A 21,006-nucleotide genomic window follows, 5' to 3' on the forward strand; every position below is an offset into this window, starting at 1 on the left:
TTCACTCCCGATGATCGTGGGTCTGGGTGATACAGCCTTGTTCCACGTGGAACAAAGCAACTGGCGTTTCCGTCTGCCAGCCTTCCCTCAAAAATTCCTGGTCCACACAGGTAATAAAAACCTGGCAGTTTAAGTCTTCAAGCAAGCGACACAGCGCATTGCGGTGATTCTCGTCGAGCTCTGAAGGCAGGTCATCAACAAGATAAATGCATTGGCCTCGACGAGCCTGACTAACCAAATGGCCTTGAGCGATACGTAGGGCGCAAACAACTAATTTCTGCTGCCCACGCGAAAGAATATCTGCAGCATTATGACCACCAAGTCGAAGCCTTAAATCAGCTCGTTGGGGTCCTGCTTGTGTGTGGCCCATCTGTTGATCGCGGTAGAGAGAAGAAGCCAGCACTACGCTCAGCTCTTTTTCTTTATCCCATCCGCGGTAGTAACTCAGGGTCAAACCTTCAAGCTGAACCAATTCGCTCAAAGTTTGCTCGAAGACAGGCTTTAAAGCCTTGATATACGCTCGTCGAAATTCATCGATTTCATCGCTGGCCAGGCATAACTCCCGGTCCCATGCCGCTTGCGAAGCGGCGTCAAGTGTACCATGTCGCAGCCATGAGTTTCTCTGCCTCAGAGCCTTCTGCAAACGCTGCCAGGTTCCCATGAATCGAGGTTCCACGTGGAACACTCCCCAGTCCAGGAACTGGCGACGAATCTTTGGGGCGCCTTCAAGTAATCGAAAGCTGTCTGGGTTGATCAGTTGCAAAGGTAACGTCTCAGCCAGCTGTGCTGCACTTTTTGCGTTTTGACCATCTATACGAATCTGAAACTCGCCTTGACGGTCTCGCGAAATACCGAGGCTGCTGTGCCCACCTTGGGCTAATTCAACTTGTCCAAAGACGGTGCAAGCAGGTTGCTCGTACTGGATAACTGGCAAAAGCCGAACACTGCGAAACGAACGCGCAAGCCCAAGCAAGTGAATGGCCTCCAGGACACTGGTTTTGCCACTGCCGTTGGCGCCATAAAGAATGTTGATGCGAGGAGAGGGAGAGAAGGTCACCGGTTGCAGATTGCGCACCCCGGTGACCGAGACGCGGCTAAGAGACATCAGGTTCTGCTGTTACAGGCGCATCGGCATAACAACGTAGGCAGAGTCATCGTTACCGGACTCTTGCACCAACGCACTGCTGTTGGAGTCAGACAGAATCAAACGAACCTGTTCGGTGGTCATCACCCCCAACACATCGAGCAGATAGCTGACATTGAAACCGATTTCCAGTGATTCTCCGTTGTAGTCGACGCCAATCTCTTCTTCCGCTTCTTCCTGTTCAGGGTTGTTGGCCTGAATTTTCAACTGGCCGCTTGCGAGCTGCAAACGGATACCACGGTATTTTTCGTTGGACAGAATCGCTGTGCGGCTAAACGCTTCGCGAAGTGCCTGGCGATCACCGACCACCAACTTGTCACCGCCTTTGGGCAGAACGCGTTCGTAGTCTGGAAACTTGCCGTCAACCAACTTCGAGGTGAATGTAAATTCCCCAGTGGTCGCGCGAATGTGATGCTGACCCAATACAATACTGATCAGACCATCTTGCTCCGTCAGCAAACGCGCCAGCTCAAGAATACCTTTGCGCGGCACAATCACCTGGTGGCGATCAGCTTGCTCTATCTCGGCTGACATTGAGCACATCGCCAAGCGATGACCATCTGTTGCCACGGCACGCAGGATGCCTGATTGAACCTCCAGGAGCATGCCGTTCAAGTAATAGCGAACGTCCTGTTGCGCCATCGCAAAACTGGTACGCTCGATCAACCGACGCAGCTTGCTTTGGCTCAGGTTGAATGTCAGCGAACCCGGGCCTTCTTCAACCGTCGGGAAATCATTCGCCGGCAACGTCGACAAGGTAAAGCGGCTGCGACCGGCCTTGACGATCAGCTTCTGCTCGTCGAGCTTGATATCGATCAGCGCGTCATTTGGCAGACTTTTGCAGATGTCCATCAACTTGCGAGCAGGAACAGTGATCTCGCCAGGCTCGGCAGCTTCTTCAAGCTGAACACGGCCAACCAGTTCGACTTCCAGGTCAGTACCCGTCAAGGACAACTGTTGGCCCTCGACAACCAAGAGAACGTTCGACAGAACCGGCAAGGTCTGACGGCGTTCTACAACGCCTGCGACCAGTTGCAGGGGTTTCAACAGGGCTTCGCGTTGAATGGTGAAATGCATGGTCTAGTCCCTTGCCTTGATAAGCTGCGTTGGCATCGTTAAGTAGTCAGTGTACGCAGCAGGTTCTTGTAGTCCTCGCGAATATCCGCGTCGGATTCTTTAAGCTCGTTGATCTTGCGGCAGGCGTGCAAGACCGTGGTGTGATCGCGTCCACCAAACACATCGCCAATCTCTGGCAGACTGTGGTTGGTCAGTTCTTTGGACAACGCCATGGCCACCTGACGCGGCCTTGCTACCGATCTGGAACGACGTTTCGACAAGAGGTCGGATATCTTGATCTTGTAGTACTCAGCGACCGTTCGCTGAATGTTATCCACACTCACCAGCTTGTCCTGCAACGCCAACAAGTCCTTGAGCGATTCGCGAATCAGCTCGATGGTGATGTCGCGCCCCATGAAGTGGGAATGCGCGATGACCCGCTTCAGCGCACCTTCAAGTTCACGGACGTTAGAGCGAATGCGTTGTGCAATAAAGAACGCCGCATCGTGAGGCAGATCTACCTTGGCTTGATCAGCCTTTTTCATCAGGATGGCGACACGAGTTTCAAGCTCAGGCGGCTCTACTGCAACGGTCAGGCCCCAGCCAAAACGCGATTTGAGACGCTCCTCAAGGCCTTCGATTTCTTTTGGATAGCGGTCGCTGGTCAGAATAACCTGCTGACCTCCCTCAAGCAGTGCATTGAAGGTGTGGAAAAACTCTTCTTGCGAACGCTCCTTGCGGGCGAAAAACTGAATGTCGTCAATCAGCAGAGCATCAACTGAGCGATAGAAACGCTTGAACTCGTTGATCGCATTGAGCTGCAACGCTTTTACCATGTCAGCCACGAAACGCTCTGAGTGCAGGTAGACGACCTTGGCATTCGGGTTCTTCTTGAGAAGGTGATTACCCACCGCATGCATCAAGTGGGTTTTACCCAAACCAACGCCACCATACAAAAACAGTGGGTTGTAGCCATGCTTGGGGTTATCGGCAACCTGCCAGGCCGCTGCTCGAGCCAATTGGTTGGATTTACCCTCGACGAAATTTTCGAACGTAAAAGTACGGTTCAGGTAGCTGGTGTGCTTGAGCGCACCTTCAACCTGAACATTACGCTGCTCTGCGCGTGCAGGCGCCTGCTGAGAACTCGCCCCAGCCATTGGATCAAAGCTTGCCCTGGAAGGCTCGTCATCAACGTCCAGGGAGTTTTGCGTCGGCACAGACTTAGTTCTGGCTACCGTGACAGGAGCAGTTAGCGCAGCCACACCGTTGCTATTAGCAGTCAATGCCTGGGATGCAGCCGCAGCGGCCAATGGGGCATTCGGCGCTGCACGAGGGGCTGAGCTTCGTTTGCTGCCTATTAATAAGGAAAGCGCAGGTGCCAGACCCCGACCATGCTCTGCGAGAAGCTCAAGCAAACGGCCCAGATACTTTTCGTTGACCCAATCAAGCACAAACCGATTGGGCGCATAGACACGCAACTCGTCGCCTTCGGCTTCGACCTGTAGCGGACGGATCCAGGTGTTGAATTGCTGGGCAGGCAGTTCATCGCGCAATAGCTCTACGCACTGCTGCCAAAGTTCCACTGACACGGACATCCCCTAAGTCAAAAGCCGGTGAGGCAAAAACAAGCGACCATTGTAACGACCAGACGCAGACTTATCCACATGTAGGTTACTGAGGAGCATCCATGAATCAGCATCTTAGGCCGATAAAAGTCGACAGACGGACTGCGAATAAGACCTGTGGATAACTTGCATTCAGCTCGTTGCATAAGTCGGGGTTGAACTCTGTGGATAAACTACCTGTGGATAAAAAGGCGTTCCACACACAGCTTTTCCGAGGTCACAGCACAGCTACATCACCGCTTTTGGACAACCTTTCTTTCCTCTGTACATGGCGTAAAACATGGCGCTCATAACGTTATCCACAGATAAGTGGCTGTATAGCTTCTATAAGCTTTACAAAAAAGCTTTAAATACTCTCCTTCTTTATTTCTATATCTAGATTCCCTGACTCACCTGGGCAAGTCCACCACGGGTGATTTCCCACGGGTAAGAAGTAAATGCAGGAAACGCTGGTTGGAAATTGACCTGAGGGCCCGCTTTCTCTAGAATCCCCGGTCTCTTAAAACGGGGGCCATTCCGGCCCGTTGTGGACGAACCAGGTAACACGCCATGAAACGTACTTTCCAACCCAGCACTATCAAGCGCGCCCGCACCCACGGTTTCCGTGCTCGCATGGCCACCAAGAACGGCCGCGCAGTCCTGTCGCGTCGTCGCGCCAAGGGCCGTAAGCGTCTGGCAGTTTGATTAATCGGCACAGGTGGTGAGTCGAGACTTCAGTCGGGAAAAGCGTTTGCTGACACCCCGGCATTTTAAGGCAGTCTTTGACTCCCCCACCGGCAAGGTTCCGGGGAAAAATCTCCTGCTCCTTGTGCGTAACAACGATCTTGATCACCCCCGTTTAGGGTTAGTGATCGGGAAAAAGAGCGTAAAACTCTCCGTTGAACGCAATCGTTTGAAACGCCTGATGCGCGAATCGTTTCGCCAACACCAAGATAATTTGGTCGGTTGGGATATCGTGGTAGTCGCGCGCAAAGGTTTGGGTGACATTGAAAACCCCGAATTGATTCAGCACTTCGGCAAGCTCTGGAAACGTCTGGCGCGTAGCCGGCCTACTTCAGAAGCCACAACCGAAACTGCGGGGGTAGACAGTCCTGATGCGTAAACTGGCGCTCGTTCCGATCCAGTTTTACCGCTATGCCATTAGTCCTCTAATGGCCAATCACTGTCGTTTCTACCCCAGCTGCTCCTGCTACGCGTACGAAGCCATCGATAATCATGGTTTATTACGCGGTGGCTGGCAGACCTTACGTCGCTTAGGTCGCTGTCATCCGTGGAATCCCGGTGGTTATGACCCGGTTCCACAAGATCCCACCTCCCGTTCCTCTTCGATGGCCGAGTAATCATGGATATTAAACGCACGATCCTGATCGTCGCCCTGGCAATCGTGTCCTATGTCCTGGTCCTGAAATGGAACCAGGACTATGGGCAGGCTGCACTGCCGACTCAGAATGTCGCCGCTAACACAAATACATCCGCGCTACCGGATATCCCGTCAGACACAAAAGCGCCAGCAAACGCTGATGTGCCAAGTGCAACGGGTGAGGTTGCTGCTCCTGCTGAAATGCCAGTGGCGATCAGCAAGGATCTCATTCAGGTCAAAACAGACGTCCTTAATCTGGAAATCGACCCCGTTGGTGGTGATGTCGTGCAACTTCGGTTGCCGCTTTATCCTCGTCGTCAGGACCATCCAGAAATTCCATTTCAGCTTTTCGACAATGGTGGCGAACGTACCTTCCTGGCACAAAGCGGCCTGACGGGTGCTGACGGTCCGGATGCTCGCTCGACGGGTCGTCCGGTCTACACCAGCGTGCAGAAGAGTTATCAACTGGTCGATGGGCAAAATGACTTGGTCGTCGATCTGAAATTCAGCGACGCCGGCGTCAATTACATCAAGCGCTTTACATTCAAGCGTGGCCTGTACGATTTGACCGTGACTTACCTGATCGACAACCAGAGCGCACAGCCCTGGAATGGCAATCTGTTCGCTCAGCTGAAACGTGATGCCAGTTCTGATCCATCCTCCAGCACAGCCACCGGCACCGCGACTTACCTCGGCGCCGCAATGTGGACAGCTTCCGAGCCTTACAAGAAAGTGTCGATGAAAGACATCGACAAGGGGTCGGTCAAAGAAACTGTACAAGGTGGATGGGTCGCCTGGTTGCAGCACTACTTTGTAACTGCCTGGATTCCGAACCGCGGTGACAGCAACACCGTTACCACTCGCAAAGACAGCCAAGGCAACTACATTATCGGTTTCACCGGTCCTGCACTGACCGTTGCACCGGGTGCCAAAGTTGAGACCAACACCACTCTTTACGCCGGCCCAAAAAGCCAGGCTGTACTCAAGGAGTTGTCCCCTGGCCTGGAACTGACTGTCGACTACGGGATTCTCTGGTTCATTGCCCAGCCGATTTTCTGGCTGTTGCAACATATCCACAGCATCGTCGGTAACTGGGGTTGGTCGATCATCTTCCTGACCATGTTGATAAAAGGGCTTTTCTTCCCTCTGTCAGCGGCCAGCTACAAATCGATGGCGCGCATGCGCGCCGTTGCGCCAAAACTTGCGGTCCTGAAAGAACAACACGGCGACGATCGTCAGAAACTATCGCAGTCGATGATGGAGCTGTACAAGAAAGAGAAGATCAACCCCTTGGGTGGATGCTTGCCTATTCTGGTACAAATGCCTGTGTTCCTGTCGCTGTACTGGGTACTGCTGGAAAGCGTCGAGATGCGTCAGGCGCCATGGTTGCTGTGGATAACTGACTTGTCGATCAAGGATCCGTTCTTCATTCTGCCGATCATCATGGGCGCAACCATGTTCATTCAGCAGCGCTTGAACCCAACGCCTCCGGATCCAATGCAGGCCAAGGTCATGAAGCTGATGCCGATTATCTTCACGTTCTTCTTCCTATGGTTCCCCGCAGGTCTGGTTCTGTACTGGGTTGTGAACAACACCTTGTCCATTACCCAACAGTGGTACATCACTCGTAGTATCGAAGCGAAGGCCAAAAAAGCCGAAGCTTGATCTAACCTGTGAATAAGTTCTACAGGACGCCCCCTCGTGGGGCGTTTTGCTATCCGTCATTTACTCAGGAGCCGGATCATGAATGTCCCGCGTGAAACCATTGCCGCCATCGCCACGGCTCAAGGACGCGGCGGTGTGGGCATCGTGCGCATCTCCGGTCCGCTGGCAGGCGTTGCCGCGCAAGCGATCATCGGCAAAATGCCGCAGCCACGTTATGCGCATTACGGGCCTTTCCAGAACGAAAATGGAGAAGTGATCGACGAAGGCATCGCGCTATATTTTCCCGGCCCTAACTCATTCACAGGGGAGGATGTGCTTGAGTTACAAGGACACGGCGGGCCGGTTGTGCTGGATATGCTACTGCAACGCTGTGTACAGCTGGGCAGCAGACTCGCGCGTCCAGGAGAATTCAGCGAGCGCGCGTTTCTCAACGACAAGCTGGACCTGACTCAAGCTGAAGCAATCGCCGATCTGATCGAGGCAAGTTCTGCACAAGCCGCGCGTAACGCTCTTCGCTCGCTGCAGGGCGCGTTTTCAATTCGTGTGGATAACTTGACCGAGAAGCTGATCAACCTGCGGATTTATGTCGAAGCAGCCATCGACTTTCCAGAAGAAGAAATCGACTTCCTGGCCGACGGTCATGTCTTGGCCATGCTCGATGGCGTACGTGAAGAGTTATCCACTGTTTTGCGCGAAGCTAACCAGGGGGCTTTATTGCGCGACGGCATGACGGTGGTGATCGCTGGCAGGCCCAACGCGGGTAAATCAAGCTTGTTGAACGCGCTCGCTGGCCGCGAAGCTGCGATTGTCACCGAGATCGCCGGTACTACCCGTGATGTGTTGCGCGAACATATCCACATTGATGGCATGCCGCTTCACGTGGTCGATACAGCAGGTCTGCGCGATACCGTGGACCAGGTAGAGAAAATAGGTGTGGAGCGGGCGTTAAAAGCGATTGGCGAAGCAGACCGCATTCTGTTGGTGGTCGATGCAACCACTCCGGAAGCGAGCGATCCCTTCGCACTGTGGCCGGAATTTCTGGAGCAACGTCCTGATCCAGCCAAAGTGACATTGATCAGGAACAAAGCAGATCTGAGCTCGGATACTGTTGGGCTTGAAGTCAACGCCGATGGCCATGTGACCATCAACCTGAGCGCCAAGACGGGCGGTGATGGTCTGGAGCTGCTGCGAGAACACCTTAAGGCGTGTATGGGCTATCAACAAACCTCGGAGAGCAGCTTCAGCGCACGCCGACGCCATTTGGAAGCGCTTCATCGGGCCTGCACGTCGCTTGAGCACGGGCGATCACAACTGACTCTTGCTGGGGCCGGTGAGCTCTTGGCTGAAGACCTGCGCCAGGCTCAGCAGGCGCTTGGAGAAATCACCGGCGTATTCAGTTCTGATGATCTGTTGGGCCGGATCTTTTCCAGTTTCTGCATCGGCAAGTAGCCAATCCCTCCTCTAAGCGGGCCATTTTGATTGAGTGGCCTGCTCGCCGTATCTTCTTGCGAAACCTTCGAAACCTTCGAAACCTGCGCCTCGACACCTTTAATGACGAATTTCGTTCGCGCACGGGACTCATTTACTCAAATTTCGCGGAATAAGGTCTGTGCATAACCATACCCAAGCTCGGTTGATAAATAGGCTTTTTATGAGGGGATAACCGCCCCTGTGCATAACAACCCATTTAATCCACAGGCTTAACTGTGTTATCCAACGCCCCCAACGCTGGATAGGCACAACCTTTTGATTCTCTGTACATTACGAATTTAAAGGCTTATACGATTCTATCCACAGAAATGATGCCCTATAGAAATAAACATAAAAACAAAGATCTTATAAATTTCTTTCTTTTTAATTTCTATAACCGCGTTCTATCCACAGCTGGTTAAATTTTGCGCATAAAGGTTTCTTCAAAGGGGTGAAGTCCCTATACTTGCCGCCAATTCCTATTCCCCCAAAAACAGGCACGAGGTGCGTGGTGGATTTCCCTTCCCGTTTTGAAGTGATCGTCATCGGTGGCGGTCATGCCGGTACCGAGGCAGCACTGGCGTCTGCACGCATGGGCTCAAAAACCCTGCTGTTGACGCACAACGTGGAAACCCTCGGCCAGATGAGCTGCAATCCGGCAATCGGTGGTATTGGCAAAAGCCATTTGGTCAAAGAGATCGATGCCCTTGGCGGTGCCATGGCGATTGCCACCGATAAGGCTGGTATCCAGTTTCGCGTATTGAACAGCCGCAAAGGCCCGGCGGTGCGAGCAACGCGCGCCCAGGCAGATCGCATCCTGTACAAAGCAGCTGTTCGCGAAATCATAGAAAACCAGCCAAACCTGTGGATATTTCAACAAGCCTGCGACGACCTGATCGTTGAACAAGGTGAAGTGCGTGGTGTAGTCACCCAGATGGGTCTGCGTTTCCTGGCAGACTCAGTTGTGCTGACCACCGGCACCTTCCTTGGCGGACTTATCCACATTGGCATGCAGAACTATTCCGGTGGCCGTGCCGGCGATCCACCTTCAATCGCCTTGGCGCATCGCCTTCGTGAATTGCCGTTACGTGTAGGTCGCCTGAAAACCGGGACACCACCGCGTATCGATGGTCGTTCTGTGGATTTCTCGGTGATGACCGAGCAACCTGGCGATACGCCGATTCCCGTCATGTCGTTCATGGGCTCGAAAGAACAGCATCCGGCTCAGGTCAGTTGCTGGATTACTCACACCAATACGCGCACCCACGAAATCATTGCGGCTAACCTCGATCGTTCACCGATGTACTCGGGGGTTATCGAAGGCGTTGGCCCGCGCTATTGCCCGTCGATCGAAGACAAGATTCATCGTTTTGCCGACAAGGAAAGCCATCAGGTCTTTATCGAGCCGGAAGGCCTGAACACCCATGAGCTGTACCCCAATGGGATATCGACCTCTCTGCCGTTTGATGTGCAATTGCAGATCGTTCGCTCGATCCGAGGCATGGAAAATGCTCATATCGTGCGTCCGGGCTATGCAATCGAATACGATTATTTCGATCCGCGAGACCTAAAGTACAGTCTGGAAACCAAGGTCATCGCCGGGTTGTTTTTCGCTGGGCAAATCAACGGTACAACCGGTTACGAAGAGGCCGGGGCGCAAGGTTTGCTGGCGGGTGCTAACGCCGCGCTTCGTGCACAGGGCAAGGACAGTTGGTGCCCGCGTCGTGATGAAGCGTACATCGGCGTTTTGGTCGACGACCTGATTACCCTGGGTACTCAAGAGCCATACCGCATGTTTACCTCTCGGGCTGAGTACCGCCTGATCCTGCGTGAAGACAACGCGGACCTGCGTCTGACCGAAAAAGGCCGCGAGCTGGGATTGGTGGACGATACGCGTTGGACTGCGTTTTGTACCAAGCGTGAAAGTATCGAGCGAGAAGAGCAGCGGTTGAGGTCCACCTGGATTCGCCCGAGCACACCGCAAGGCGATGCGGTCTCGGCGCATTTCGGTACGCCGTTGACCCATGAATACAACTTGCTCAACCTGCTCACCCGTCCTGAAGTGGACTATGCCAGCCTTATCGCGCTGACGGGTGAAGGCTGCATCGACCCGCAAGTCGCCGAGCAGGTCGAAATCAAGACCAAATACGCCGGTTACATCGATCGCCAGCAGGATGAAATCGCCCGTTTGCGTGCCAGTGAAGACACCAAACTGCCGGAAGACATCGACTACACCAACATTTCCGGGCTGTCGAAAGAAATTCAGAGCAAGCTGGGGATAACTCGTCCAGAGACACTGGGGCAGGCTTCGCGGATCCCCGGCGTCACGCCGGCGGCCATTTCATTGTTGATGATTCATCTGAAAAAACGCGGCGCGGGCCGTCAGTTGGAGCAAAGCGCTTGAGTTCTATGGTCACCCCGCAACACGCTGATGAACTGACCCTTGGTGCCCGCGAGTTGGGCGTCGAGTTGACCGAGAACCAGCACAACCAACTGCTGGCCTATCTGGCCTTGCTGATCAAATGGAACAAAGCCTACAACCTGACGGCGGTTCGCGACCCGGACGAAATGGTCTCGCGTCACCTGCTCGACAGCTTGAGCATCATGTCTTTCATCGACGGTGAGCGCTGGCTCGACGTAGGCAGCGGCGGTGGAATGCCCGGGATTCCAATGGCCATTCTGTTTCCAGGCACCAAGGTCAGCGTGCTGGACAGCAACGGCAAGAAAACTCGTTTTCTGACCCAGGTCAAACTTGAGCTGAAGCTCGATAACCTGGAAGTTATCCACAGCCGTGCAGAAGCGTTTCAACCGCAGCAGCCGTTCACCGGGATCATTTCCCGGGCATTCAGCAGCCTTGAAGACTTTACCCAGTGGACTCGTCACATGGGCGACACCGAAACGCGTTGGCTGGCGATGAAGGGTCTGCATCCGGCCGATGAACTGGTAGCATTGCCGACGGACTTTCGCCTCGACAGTGCGCAGGCTCTGTCTGTTCCGGGTTGCCAAGGGCAACGCCATCTGCTGATACTGCGCCGCACGGCTTGACAGGGAACACACGCAAGAATGGCTAAGGTATTCGCGATAGCGAACCAAAAAGGTGGTGTGGGCAAAACCACCACCTGCATCAACCTCGCAGCTTCACTGGTCGCGACCAAGCGCCGGGTGCTGTTGATCGATCTCGACCCCCAAGGCAACGCCACAATGGGCAGCGGTGTGGATAAACACGCGCTGGAAAACTCGGTATATGACCTGCTAATTGGCGAATGCGATCTTGGCCAGGCCATGCAGTTTTCTGAACACGGCGGCTATCAGCTCCTGCCTGCCAACCGCGATCTGACTGCCGCAGAAGTCGTCTTGTTGGAAATGCAGATGAAGGAAAGTCGTCTGCGCACTGCGTTGGCGCCAATTCGCGAGAACTACGATTACATTCTCATCGATTGCCCACCGTCGCTTTCGATGTTGACGCTCAATGCATTGGTTGCCGCCGACGGTGTGATCATTCCGATGCAGTGCGAGTACTTTGCGCTCGAAGGTTTGAGCGACCTTGTGGATAACATCAAGCGTATCGCCGAGTTGCTTAATCCACAGTTGAAAATCGAGGGTCTGCTGCGGACCATGTACGACCCACGTCTGAGTTTGATCAACGACGTGTCGGCGCAGCTCAAGGAGCATTTCGGCGATCAGCTGTATGACACGGTGATCCCGCGCAACATTCGCCTGGCTGAAGCACCGAGTTTCGGTATGCCGGCGCTGGCTTACGACAAGACATCTCGGGGGGCTTTGGCCTATCTGGCCCTGGCTGGTGAAATGGTTCGTCGTCAACGTCGTAACACTCGCACCGCTCAGCCCACTTAAGGAATTCCCATGGCCGTCAAGAAACGAGGACTCGGACGTGGGCTGGATGCTCTTCTGAGTAGTCCAACCGTCAGTTCCCTGGAAGAACAGGCCACCAAGGCCGACCAGCGAGAGTTGCAACACATCCCCCTGGATCTGATTCAGCGTGGCAAATACCAGCCGCGCCGCGACATGGACCCGCAGGCGCTAGAGGAACTGGCGCTGTCGATCAAGGCTCAAGGTGTCATGCAGCCGATCGTGGTGCGGCCCATTGGCGAAAACCGCTTTGAGATCATCGCTGGTGAACGTCGCTGGCGTGCGAGTCAGCAAGCCGGCATTGAGACGATCCCGGCCATGGTTCGAGACGTGCCGGATGAAACGGCCATCGCCATGGCGTTGATCGAGAACATCCAGCGAGAAGACCTCAACCCAATCGAAGAGGCGGTTGCGCTCCAGCGTTTGCAGCAAGAGTTCCAACTGACGCAGCAACAGGTCGCTGAGGCTGTGGGTAAGTCGCGGGTCAGCGTAGCCAACTTGCTGCGCCTGATTGCATTACCAGAAGTGATCAAGACCATGCTGTCGCACGGTGATCTTGAAATGGGTCATGCACGCGCTTTGTTGGGTTTGCCAGAAGATCAGCAGGTTGAGGGGGCGCGACACGTTGTCGCACGTAGCTTCACGGTTCGCCAAACCGAGGCCCTTGTACGGCAATGGTTGAGTGGCAAACAAGAGCCTGCGACGCCGGCAAAACCGGACCCTGATATCAGTCGTCTGGAGCAGCGTCTGGCAGAGCGGCTAGGCTCTGCAGTGCAGATTCGCCACGGTCAGAAGGGAAAAGGCCAGTTAGTCATCCGTTATAACTCACTGGATGAGTTGCAAGGTGTACTCGCTCACATCCGCTGAAACGATTGCTGTGTAGCGTGTAGTCGGAAATCACTACCCAGCAGTTGAATAGGGACTTAACCGCCCCTATACTCTGCGCGCATTTTGTCGGCACAAATTATGCCAAGTTATTGATTTTGGCCGCCGACGCGCGGGGAGCAATTGTGATGGAAACACGCATGCCGAACAGGTTGCCATTCCATCGCCTGGCGGTTTTTCCAGTGTTACTGGCTCAAGGTGTCATGCTGCTGTTGGCCGCTTTGGCGTTGTGGCAGTGGCACGGGGTGGTAGCTGGATATTCAGGGCTATGCGGAGGCCTGATAGCTTGGCTGCCCAATTTGTATTTTGCTCATAAGGCATTCCGGTTCTCCGGGGCTAGAGCAGCGCAGGCCATCGTTCGGTCTTTTTATGCTGGCGAGGCGGGCAAACTGATTTTTACAGCAGTGCTATTTGCACTGACTTTTGCAGGCGTGAAGCCGCTGGCACCGCTGGCGGTTTTTGGAGTGTTCATCCTGACCCAGTTGGTCAGTTGGTTCGCACCCCTGCTTATGAAAACAAGACTTTCGAGACCTTAGGGCGTTTGAGGCAAACATGGCAGAGCAAACAGCTTCGGGCTATATCCAGCACCACTTGCAGAACTTGACCTTCGGTCATTTGCCTGACGGCGGTTGGGGTTTCGCCCATTCCGCGGCACAAGCAAAAGAAATGGGCTTTTGGGCTTTCCACCTCGATACCTTGGGTTGGTCGGTCGCTCTGGGTCTGATCTTCATTCTTATCTTCCGTCTGGCCGCCAAAAAGGCGACCTCCGGCCAACCGGGCGCTCTGCAGAACTTCGTTGAAGTGATGATCGAGTTCGTCGATGGCAGCGTGAAAGACAGTTTCCATGGCCGTAGCGCCGTGATCGCGCCTTTGGCCCTGACCATTTTCGTCTGGGTGTTCCTCATGAATGCCATCGACCTGATCCCGGTCGACTGGATTCCGCAGCTAGCCGTGATGATTTCCGGCGACCATCACATTCCGTTCCGCGCAGTGTCGACCACTGACCCTAACGCAACCATCGGTATGGCATTGTCGGTCTTCGCACTGATCATTTTTTACAGCATCAAGGTCAAGGGCATCAGCGGTTTCATTGGCGAACTGACCCTGCACCCGTTTGGCAGCAAGAACATTCTTGTCCAGGCGCTATTGATTCCTGTGAACTTCCTGCTTGAATTCGTGACTCTGATTGCCAAACCGGTTTCTTTGGCTCTGCGTCTGTTCGGCAACATGTACGCTGGTGAGCTGGTGTTTATCCTGATCGCCGTCATGTTTGGCAGTGGGCTGCTCTGGCTCAGCGGTCTGGGCGTGATTCTGCAGTGGGCGTGGGCTGTCTTCCACATCCTGATCATCACCCTGCAAGCGTTCATCTTCATGATGCTGACCATCGTCTATCTTTCGATGGCTCACGAGGATAACCATTAAGACTCGCCTGGCGTGTCTGATGATCCCCTTGCTCGCGTGAGGGGATGCCCGCGAGGGCTTGATGTAAGAAACGATTTTGTTTTATCGCTTTAATCTAAGAAAACCTAACCAATACGACGTAAAAGTCGGGAGGAAAGATGGAAACTGTAGTTGGTCTAACTGCTATCGCTGTTGCACTGCTGATTGGCCTGGGCGCACTGGGTACTGCAATCGGTTTCGGCTTGCTGGGCGGTAAATTCCTGGAAGGCGCTGCGCGTCAACCAGAAATGGTTCCAATGCTGCAAGTCAAGATGTTCATCGTGGCTGGTCTGCTCGACGCCGTGACCATGATCGGTGTTGGTATCGCTCTGTTCTTCACTTTTGCGAACCCCTTCGTTGGTCAACTCGCTGGCTAATCACTCGAATTTTCGAGTTGATTGGTGTGATGGACAACGAACGAGCGAGGTGTTGGCGTGAACATTAATGCAACCCTGATTGGCCAGTCCGTTGCGTTCTTCATTTTTGTGCTGTTCTGCATGAAGTTCGTGTGGCCTCCGGTCATCGCGGCTTTGCACGAACGTCAGAAGAAGATTGCGGATGGATTGGACGCTGCCAGCCGAGCAGCTCGCGACCTGGAGTTGGCCCAAGATAAAGCGGGTCAACAACTGCGCGAAGCGAAAGCTCAGGCAGCTGAAATCATTGAGCAGGCCAAGAAGCGCGGTACTCAGATTGTCGACGAAGCCCGGGAACAGGCTCGCGTTGAAGCTGACCGCATCAAGGCTCAGGCTCAGGCCGAGATCGAGCAGGAACTGAACGGTGTCAAAGACGCGCTGCGCGCCCAATTGGGTAGCTTGGCAGTCAATGGTGCAGAGAAGATCCTGGGTGCCACAATCGATCGAAACGCGCACGCGGAGCTGGTTAATAAACTGGCTGCAGAAATTTAAGCGAGGGCGATCATGGCAGAACTGACCACGTTGGCCCGACCTTACGCTAAGGCAGCCTTCGAGCATGCACAGGCGCACCAGCAGCTGGCCAATTGGTCAGCCATGCTCGGCCTGGCTGCTGCAGTGTCGCAAGACGACACAATGCAGCGTGTGCTCAAGGCCCCGCGACTGACGAGCGCAAACAAGGCCGCCACTTTTATTGAAGTGTGCGGCGACAAGTTCGATGCCAAGGCACAGAATTTCATCCATGTCGTTGCTGAAAACGACCGTCTCCCGCTTTTGCCGGAGATCTCCGAGCTGTTCGACCTGTACAAGGCTGAGCAGGAAAAGTCGGTAGATGTGGATGTGACCAGTGCTTTTGCATTGAACCAAGAACAGCAAGACAAACTCGCCAAGGTTCTCAGTGCACGGCTCGGCCGGGAAGTGCGCCTGCACGCTGCGGAGGATGCCACCCTGATTGGTGGTGTCATCATTCGCGCCGGCGACCTGGTTATCGATGGTTCAGTTCGCGGCAAACTCGCGCAACTGACCGAAGCATTGAAATCTTGAGTTTGAAGGGGCAGCAGAGCAATGCAGCAACTCAATCCTTCCGAAATAAGTGAAATCATCAAGGGTCGCATCGACAAGCTCGATGTGACTTCCCAAGCCCGTAACGAAGGCACCGTCGTCAGCGTGTCTGACGGTATCGTGCGGATTCACGGTCTGGCCGACGTTATGTACGGCGAAATGATCGAGTTCCCGGGCGGCGTCTACGGTATGGCGCTGAACCTTGAGCAAGACTCTGTGGGTGCCGTTGTACTGGGCGCTTACACCAGTCTGGCTGAAGGCATGAGCGCCAAGTGTACTGGCCGTATCCTGGAGGTTCCGGTTGGTAAGGAACTGCTGGGTCGCGTTGTCGATGCACTGGGTAATCCTGTCGATGGCAAAGGTCCGCTGAACAACACCGAGACCGACGCTGTAGAAAAAGTCGCCCCGGGCGTTATCTGGCGTAAGTCGGTAGACCAGCCGGTACAGACTGGCTACAAGGCTGTCGACGCCATGATTCCTGTCGGCCGTGGCCAGCGCGAGCTGATCATTGGTGACCGTCAGATCGGTAAAACCGCTCTGGCGATCGACGCGATCATCAACCAGAAAAACAGCGGCATCTTCTGCGTCTACGTAGCCATCGGTCAGAAGCAATCGACCATCGCCAACGTGGTTCGCAAGCTGGAAGAAAACGGTGCTCTGGCCAACACGATCATCGTTGCCGCCAGTGCGTCCGAATCCCCGGCGCTGCAGTTCCTGGCACCGTACTCCGGTTGCACCATGGGTGAATACTTCCGCGACCGCGGTGAAGATGCGCTGATCGTTTATGACGATCTGTCCAAGCAAGCAGTGGCTTACCGCCAGATTTCCCTGCTGCTGCGTCGTCCACCAGGCCGTGAAGCTTATCCAGGCGACGTGTTCTATCTCCACTCCCGTTTGCTGGAGCGCGCGTCCCGCGTTTCGGAAGAATACGTTGAGAAGTTCACTAAAGGCGCAGTGACTGGCAAAACCGGTTCGCTGACCGCATTGCCGATCATCGAAACCCAGGCTGGCGACGTTTCCGCGTTCGTTCCGACCAACGTGATTTCCATCACCGACGGTCAGATCTTCCTGGAATCGGCGATGTTCAACTCCGGCATCCGTCCGGCAGTGAACGCCGGTGTTTCGGTATCCCGTGTGGGTGGTGCCGCTCAGACCAAGATCATCAAGAAGCTTTCCGGTGGTATCCGTACCGCTCTGGCTCAGTACCGTGAATTGGCCGCATTTGCCCAGTTCGCTTCTGACCTGGACGAAGCGACCCGTAAGCAGCTTGAACATGGTCAGCGCGTTACCGAGCTGATGAAGCAGAAGCAATACGCGCCAATGTCGATCGCTGACATGTCGCTGTCGCTGTATGCCGCTGAGCGTGGGTTCCTGACTGACGTTGAAATCGCCAAAGTTGGTAGCTTTGAACAAGCGCTGATTGCTTACTTCAACCGCGATCACGCCGATTTGATGGCGAAGATCAACGTGAAGGGTGACTTCAACGACGAAATCGACACTGGCCTCAAAGCCGGTATCGAGAAGTTCAAGGCCACCCAAACCTGGTAAGCCGCAGCGGGAGCCGCGAGGCTCCCGCTTGCTAACCTGATAGGTGTTACATGGCAGGCGCAAAAGAGATTCGCAGTAAGATTGCGAGCATCAAAAGCACGCAAAAGATCACCAGCGCCATGGAAAAAGTGGCGGTCAGTAAAATGCGCAAGGCTCAAATGCGCATGGCTGCTAGCCGTCCTTACGCGGAGCGTATCCGCCAGGTGATTGGTCATCTTGCCAACGCTAACCCGGAATACCGCCACCCGTTCATGCTCGACCGCGATGTTAAGCGTGTCGGCTATGTCGTAGTGAGCAGTGACCGTGGTCTGTGTGGTGGCTTGAATACCAACCTGTTCAAGGCTTTGGTCAAGGACATGGCGAAGAACCGTGAAAACGGCGTAGAGATCGATCTGTGCGTGGTCGGCAGCAAAGGTGCGGCGTTTTTCCGCAACTTCGGCGGTAACGTCGTCGCTGCGATCAGCCACTTGGGCGAAGAGCCGTCGATCAACGATTTGATCGGCAGCGTCAAGGTGATGCTGGATGCCTACCTGGATGGCCGTATTGATCGCCTGTCCGTGGTATCCAACAAGTTCATCAACACCATGACCCAGCAACCAACGGTCGAGCAGTTGATTCCGTTGGTGGCAACCCAGGATCAAGAACTCAAGCACCACTGGGATTACCTGTACGAACCCGACGCCAAAGAGCTGCTGGACGGCTTGATGGTACGTTACGTGGAGTCGCAGGTTTATCAGGCGGTGGTCGAGAACAACGCAGCTGAACAGGCCGCGCGGATGATCGCAATGAAGAACGCCACAGATAACGCCGGTGATTTGATCAGCGATTTGCAGCTGATCTACAACAAGGCGCGTCAGGCAGCGATCACTCAAGAGATCTCGGAAATCGTCGGCGGCGCTGCCGCGGTTTAACGGTTCAAAATTCAGAGGAACCAGCTAATGAGTAGCGGACGTATCGTTCAAATCATCGGCGCCGTGATCGACGTGGAATTCCCACGCGATAGCGTACCGAGCATCTATAACGCGCTGAAGGTACAAGGCGCGGAAACTACCCTGGAAGTTCAGCAGCAGCTGGGCGACGGCGTGGTTCGTACCATTGCAATGGGTTCTACCGAAGGCTTGAAGCGCGGTCTGGACGTTATCGACAGCGGCGCAGCCATCTCGGTACCGGTCGGTAAAGCGACCCTGGGCCGTATCATGGACGTCCTCGGTAACCCGATCGACGAAGCAGGTCCGATCGACACCGAAGAGCGTTGGGGCATTCACCGTCCGGCGCCTTCCTTCGCTGACCAGGCAGGCGGCAACGACCTGCTGGAAACCGGTATCAAGGTTATCGACCTTGTTTGCCCGTTCGCCAAGGGCGGTAAAGTCGGTCTGTTCGGTGGTGCCGGTGTCGGCAAGACCGTAAACATGATGGAACTGATCCGTAACATCGCCATCGAGCACAGCGGTTATTCCGTGTTCGCCGGTGTGGGTGAGCGTACTCGTGAGGGTAACGACTTCTACCACGAGATGAAGGACTCCAACGTTCTGGACAAAGTGGCACTGGTTTACGGTCAGATGAACGAGCCGCCGGGTAACCGTCTGCGCGTAGCCCTGACTGGCTTGACCATGGCCGAGAAGTTCCGTGACGAAGGTAACGACGTTCTGTTGTTCATCGACAACATTTACCGTTACACGCTGGCCGGTACTGAAGTATCCGCATTGCTGGGCCGTATGCCTTCGGCAGTGGGTTACCAACCGACCTTGGCCGAAGAGATGGGCGTGCTGCAAGAGCGTATCACTTCGACCAAAGAAGGCTCTATCACTTCGATCCAGGCGGTATACGTACCTGCGGACGACTTGACCGACCCGTCGCCAGCGACCACCTTCGCCCACTTGGACGCCACTGTCGTTCTGTCCCGTGACATCGCTTCTCTGGGTATTTACCCAGCGGTCGATCCATTGGACTCGACTTCGCGCCAGTTGGACCCGAACGTGATCGGTCAGGAACACTACGACACCGCTCGCGGCGTTCAGTACGTGTTGCAGCGTTACAAAGAGCTCAAAGACATCATCGCGATCCTGGGTATGGACGAGCTGTCGGAAACCGACAAGCAGTTGGTATCCCGCGCGCGTAAGATCCAGCGCTTCTTGTCGCAGCCGTTCTTCGTGGCTGAAGTCTTCACCGGTGCATCGGGTAAATACGTTTCCCTGAAAGACACCATTGCTGGCTTCAAAGGCATCCTGAACGGTGACTACGACCACCTGCCAGAACAAGCGTTCTACATGGTCGGTGGCATCGAAGAAGCGATCGAGAAAGCCAAGAAACTGTAACCCCCGGCGCCCGGTAACGGGCGCTAATCAGGTTGAGGCAGGCAAATGGCTATGACAGTCCATTGCGATATCGTTAGTGCGGAAGGGGAAATTTTCTCCGGCCTGGTCGAGATGGTGATTGCGCACGGTAACCTGGGTGATATCGGTATCGCTCCAGGTCATGCACCGCTGATCACTGATCTGAAACCGGGTCCGATCCGTCTGATCAAGCAGGGTGGAGAAGCCGAGGTGTTTTACATCTCCGGTGGTTTCCTCGAAGTTCAGCCGAACATGGTCAAAGTGCTTGCCGATACCGTGCAACGCGCTGCTGATCTGGACGAAGCCTCTGCTCAGGAAGCCGTTAAGGCTGCCGAGAAGGCGCTGAGCGAGAAAGGCGCAGATTTCGACTACGGATCTGCCGCTGCACGTCTGGCCGAGGCCGCAGCTCAGCTGCGTACCATCCAGCAAATTCGCAAGAAATTCGGCGGCTAAGGTCGTCGGTTGTCATGCGCAATTGAGTAAAAGGGTAGCCTCGGCTACCCTTTTTCTTTTTTCAGGATCAGCTCGGCCCGGTTTAGACCCCAAGCCTGGGCTCGCTCTGTTGGAACTTCCGTTATGTCCCTCGATATCGTCATTCTCGCCGCCGGCCAAGGCACCCGCATGCGTTCGGCGTTGCCTAAAGTGCTTCACCCCGTGGCAGGCGACTCTATGCTCGGCCATGTTATCCACAGTGCCCGACAGCTCAGTCCCCAGGGGATCCATGTGGTCATTGGTCATGGTGCGGACATCGTGCGTGAACGGCTCGCCGCAGACGATTTGAATTTTGTCCTGCAAGACAAACAACTGGGCACTGGCCACGCCGTTGCTCAGGCGGTGTCTGCCTTGACCGCCGACACGGTATTGATCCTTTACGGCGATGTTCCGCTGATCGAAGTCCAAACCCTGCAACGACTGCTCAAATTGGTCAACGCAAACCAGTTAGGTTTGCTGACCGTGACCCTTGATGACCCCACCGGTTACGGCCGCATCGTTCGCGATGAGCAGGGCCGCGTCAGCGCCGTCGTGGAACACAAAGACGCGACAGACGCCCAACGGGCGATCAAGGAAGGCAATACCGGCATTCTCGCTGTCCCTGGCAAACGCCTCGCAGATTGGCTGGGTCGTCTTTCGAACAACA

Annotated in this window: 22 protein-coding genes; 19 read left to right on the plus strand and 3 right to left on the minus strand. The window is 54.8% G+C overall.

From position 1 onward, the window contains the following. Position 1 precedes the first annotated feature (1 nt). The 3 genes from recF to dnaA are packed head-to-tail and all read right to left on the minus strand — an operon-like array spanning position 2 to position 3,789. Positions 2-1,105, minus strand: coding sequence for a DNA replication/repair protein RecF (gene recF / locus VGC62_RS13970; protein ID WP_331187675.1), 1,104 nt, complete (start codon positions 1,103-1,105; stop codon positions 2-4). A 12-nt stretch (positions 1,106-1,117) separates the two neighbouring features. Further along, positions 1,118-2,221: a DNA polymerase III subunit beta gene (gene dnaN / locus VGC62_RS13975; RefSeq protein ID WP_331187676.1), complete on the minus strand. Its 1,104-nt coding sequence runs from the start codon at positions 2,219-2,221 to the stop codon at positions 1,118-1,120. Positions 2,222-2,259: 38 nt separating this feature from the next. Then, the gene (gene dnaA / locus VGC62_RS13980) at positions 2,260-3,789 is read right to left on the minus strand and encodes a chromosomal replication initiator protein DnaA (protein WP_331187677.1); all 1,530 of its coding nucleotides are present in this window, start codon (positions 3,787-3,789) and stop codon (positions 2,260-2,262) included. A 585-nt stretch (positions 3,790-4,374) separates the two neighbouring features. Here dnaA and rpmH point away from each other — a divergent pair. The 19 genes from rpmH to VGC62_RS14075 form a co-directional block, all read left to right on the plus strand. Next, complete coding sequence (gene rpmH, locus VGC62_RS13985; RefSeq protein ID WP_002551315.1) at positions 4,375-4,509, plus strand: 50S ribosomal protein L34; 135 nt, start codon at positions 4,375-4,377, stop codon at positions 4,507-4,509. Positions 4,510-4,525: 16 nt separating this feature from the next. Then, positions 4,526-4,927 (plus strand): ribonuclease P protein component, encoded by a 402-nt coding sequence (gene rnpA / locus VGC62_RS13990; RefSeq protein WP_331187678.1) that lies wholly within the window; start codon positions 4,526-4,528, stop codon positions 4,925-4,927. Further along, on the plus strand, positions 4,920-5,165 hold the full coding sequence (yidD, locus tag VGC62_RS13995) for a membrane protein insertion efficiency factor YidD (RefSeq protein WP_331187679.1): 246 nt from the start codon (positions 4,920-4,922) through the stop codon (positions 5,163-5,165). Before rnpA ends, yidD begins: the two co-directional genes overlap by 8 nt. 2 nt (positions 5,166-5,167) lie before the next feature. Beyond that, entirely contained in the window at positions 5,168-6,850 is a 1,683-nt protein-coding gene (gene yidC / locus VGC62_RS14000) for a membrane protein insertase YidC (RefSeq protein WP_331187680.1), read from the plus strand. Positions 6,851-6,928: 78 nt separating this feature from the next. Next, positions 6,929-8,299, plus strand: coding sequence for a tRNA uridine-5-carboxymethylaminomethyl(34) synthesis GTPase MnmE (gene mnmE / locus VGC62_RS14005; protein WP_331187681.1), 1,371 nt, complete (start codon positions 6,929-6,931; stop codon positions 8,297-8,299). A gap of 532 nt (positions 8,300-8,831) precedes the next feature. Beyond that, on the plus strand, positions 8,832-10,724 hold the full coding sequence (gene mnmG / locus VGC62_RS14010) for a tRNA uridine-5-carboxymethylaminomethyl(34) synthesis enzyme MnmG (protein WP_331187682.1): 1,893 nt from the start codon (positions 8,832-8,834) through the stop codon (positions 10,722-10,724). Between the two features lie 5 nt (positions 10,725-10,729). Further along, complete coding sequence (gene rsmG / locus VGC62_RS14015; RefSeq protein ID WP_331187695.1) at positions 10,730-11,365, plus strand: 16S rRNA (guanine(527)-N(7))-methyltransferase RsmG; 636 nt, start codon at positions 10,730-10,732, stop codon at positions 11,363-11,365. 18 nt (positions 11,366-11,383) lie between these two features. After that, complete coding sequence (locus VGC62_RS14020) at positions 11,384-12,175, plus strand: ParA family protein (RefSeq protein ID WP_331187683.1); 792 nt, start codon at positions 11,384-11,386, stop codon at positions 12,173-12,175. A gap of 9 nt (positions 12,176-12,184) precedes the next feature. After that, complete coding sequence (locus tag VGC62_RS14025; protein WP_331187684.1) at positions 12,185-13,057, plus strand: ParB/RepB/Spo0J family partition protein; 873 nt, start codon at positions 12,185-12,187, stop codon at positions 13,055-13,057. Positions 13,058-13,203: 146 nt separating this feature from the next. Further along, on the plus strand, positions 13,204-13,611 hold the full coding sequence (locus VGC62_RS14030; RefSeq protein WP_331187685.1) for a F0F1 ATP synthase subunit I: 408 nt from the start codon (positions 13,204-13,206) through the stop codon (positions 13,609-13,611). 16 nt (positions 13,612-13,627) lie between these two features. Further along, positions 13,628-14,497, plus strand: a complete 870-nt coding sequence (atpB, locus tag VGC62_RS14035; protein WP_331187686.1) for a F0F1 ATP synthase subunit A — start codon at positions 13,628-13,630, stop codon at positions 14,495-14,497. A 137-nt stretch (positions 14,498-14,634) separates the two neighbouring features. Next, entirely contained in the window at positions 14,635-14,892 is a 258-nt protein-coding gene (atpE, locus tag VGC62_RS14040) for a F0F1 ATP synthase subunit C (RefSeq protein ID WP_002555987.1), read from the plus strand. A gap of 57 nt (positions 14,893-14,949) precedes the next feature. After that, positions 14,950-15,420 (plus strand): F0F1 ATP synthase subunit B, encoded by a 471-nt coding sequence (locus VGC62_RS14045; RefSeq protein WP_331187687.1) that lies wholly within the window; start codon positions 14,950-14,952, stop codon positions 15,418-15,420. A 12-nt stretch (positions 15,421-15,432) separates the two neighbouring features. Beyond that, the gene (locus VGC62_RS14050) at positions 15,433-15,969 is read left to right on the plus strand and encodes a F0F1 ATP synthase subunit delta (RefSeq protein ID WP_331187688.1); all 537 of its coding nucleotides are present in this window, start codon (positions 15,433-15,435) and stop codon (positions 15,967-15,969) included. A 21-nt stretch (positions 15,970-15,990) separates the two neighbouring features. After that, entirely contained in the window at positions 15,991-17,535 is a 1,545-nt protein-coding gene (gene atpA, locus VGC62_RS14055; protein WP_331187689.1) for a F0F1 ATP synthase subunit alpha, read from the plus strand. 50 nt (positions 17,536-17,585) lie between these two features. Next, positions 17,586-18,446, plus strand: coding sequence for a F0F1 ATP synthase subunit gamma (gene atpG, locus VGC62_RS14060; protein WP_331187690.1), 861 nt, complete (start codon positions 17,586-17,588; stop codon positions 18,444-18,446). Positions 18,447-18,473: 27 nt separating this feature from the next. Beyond that, positions 18,474-19,850 carry a F0F1 ATP synthase subunit beta gene (gene atpD, locus VGC62_RS14065; RefSeq protein WP_331187691.1) on the plus strand — a complete coding sequence of 459 codons (1,377 nt, stop codon included), beginning with the start codon at positions 18,474-18,476 and terminating at the stop codon, positions 19,848-19,850. A gap of 45 nt (positions 19,851-19,895) precedes the next feature. Beyond that, a complete protein-coding gene (locus VGC62_RS14070; RefSeq protein WP_331187692.1) occupies positions 19,896-20,321 on the plus strand; it encodes a F0F1 ATP synthase subunit epsilon in 426 nt (141 codons plus the stop codon). Positions 20,322-20,444: 123 nt separating this feature from the next. Next, positions 20,445-21,006, plus strand: a 562-nt coding sequence (locus VGC62_RS14075; RefSeq protein ID WP_331187693.1) for an NTP transferase domain-containing protein, incomplete at its 3' end; no start/stop codon positions are given.

It is taken from the genome of Pseudomonas sp., assembly GCF_036404235.1.
Taxonomy (GTDB): Bacteria; Pseudomonadota; Gammaproteobacteria; order Pseudomonadales; family Pseudomonadaceae; genus Aquipseudomonas.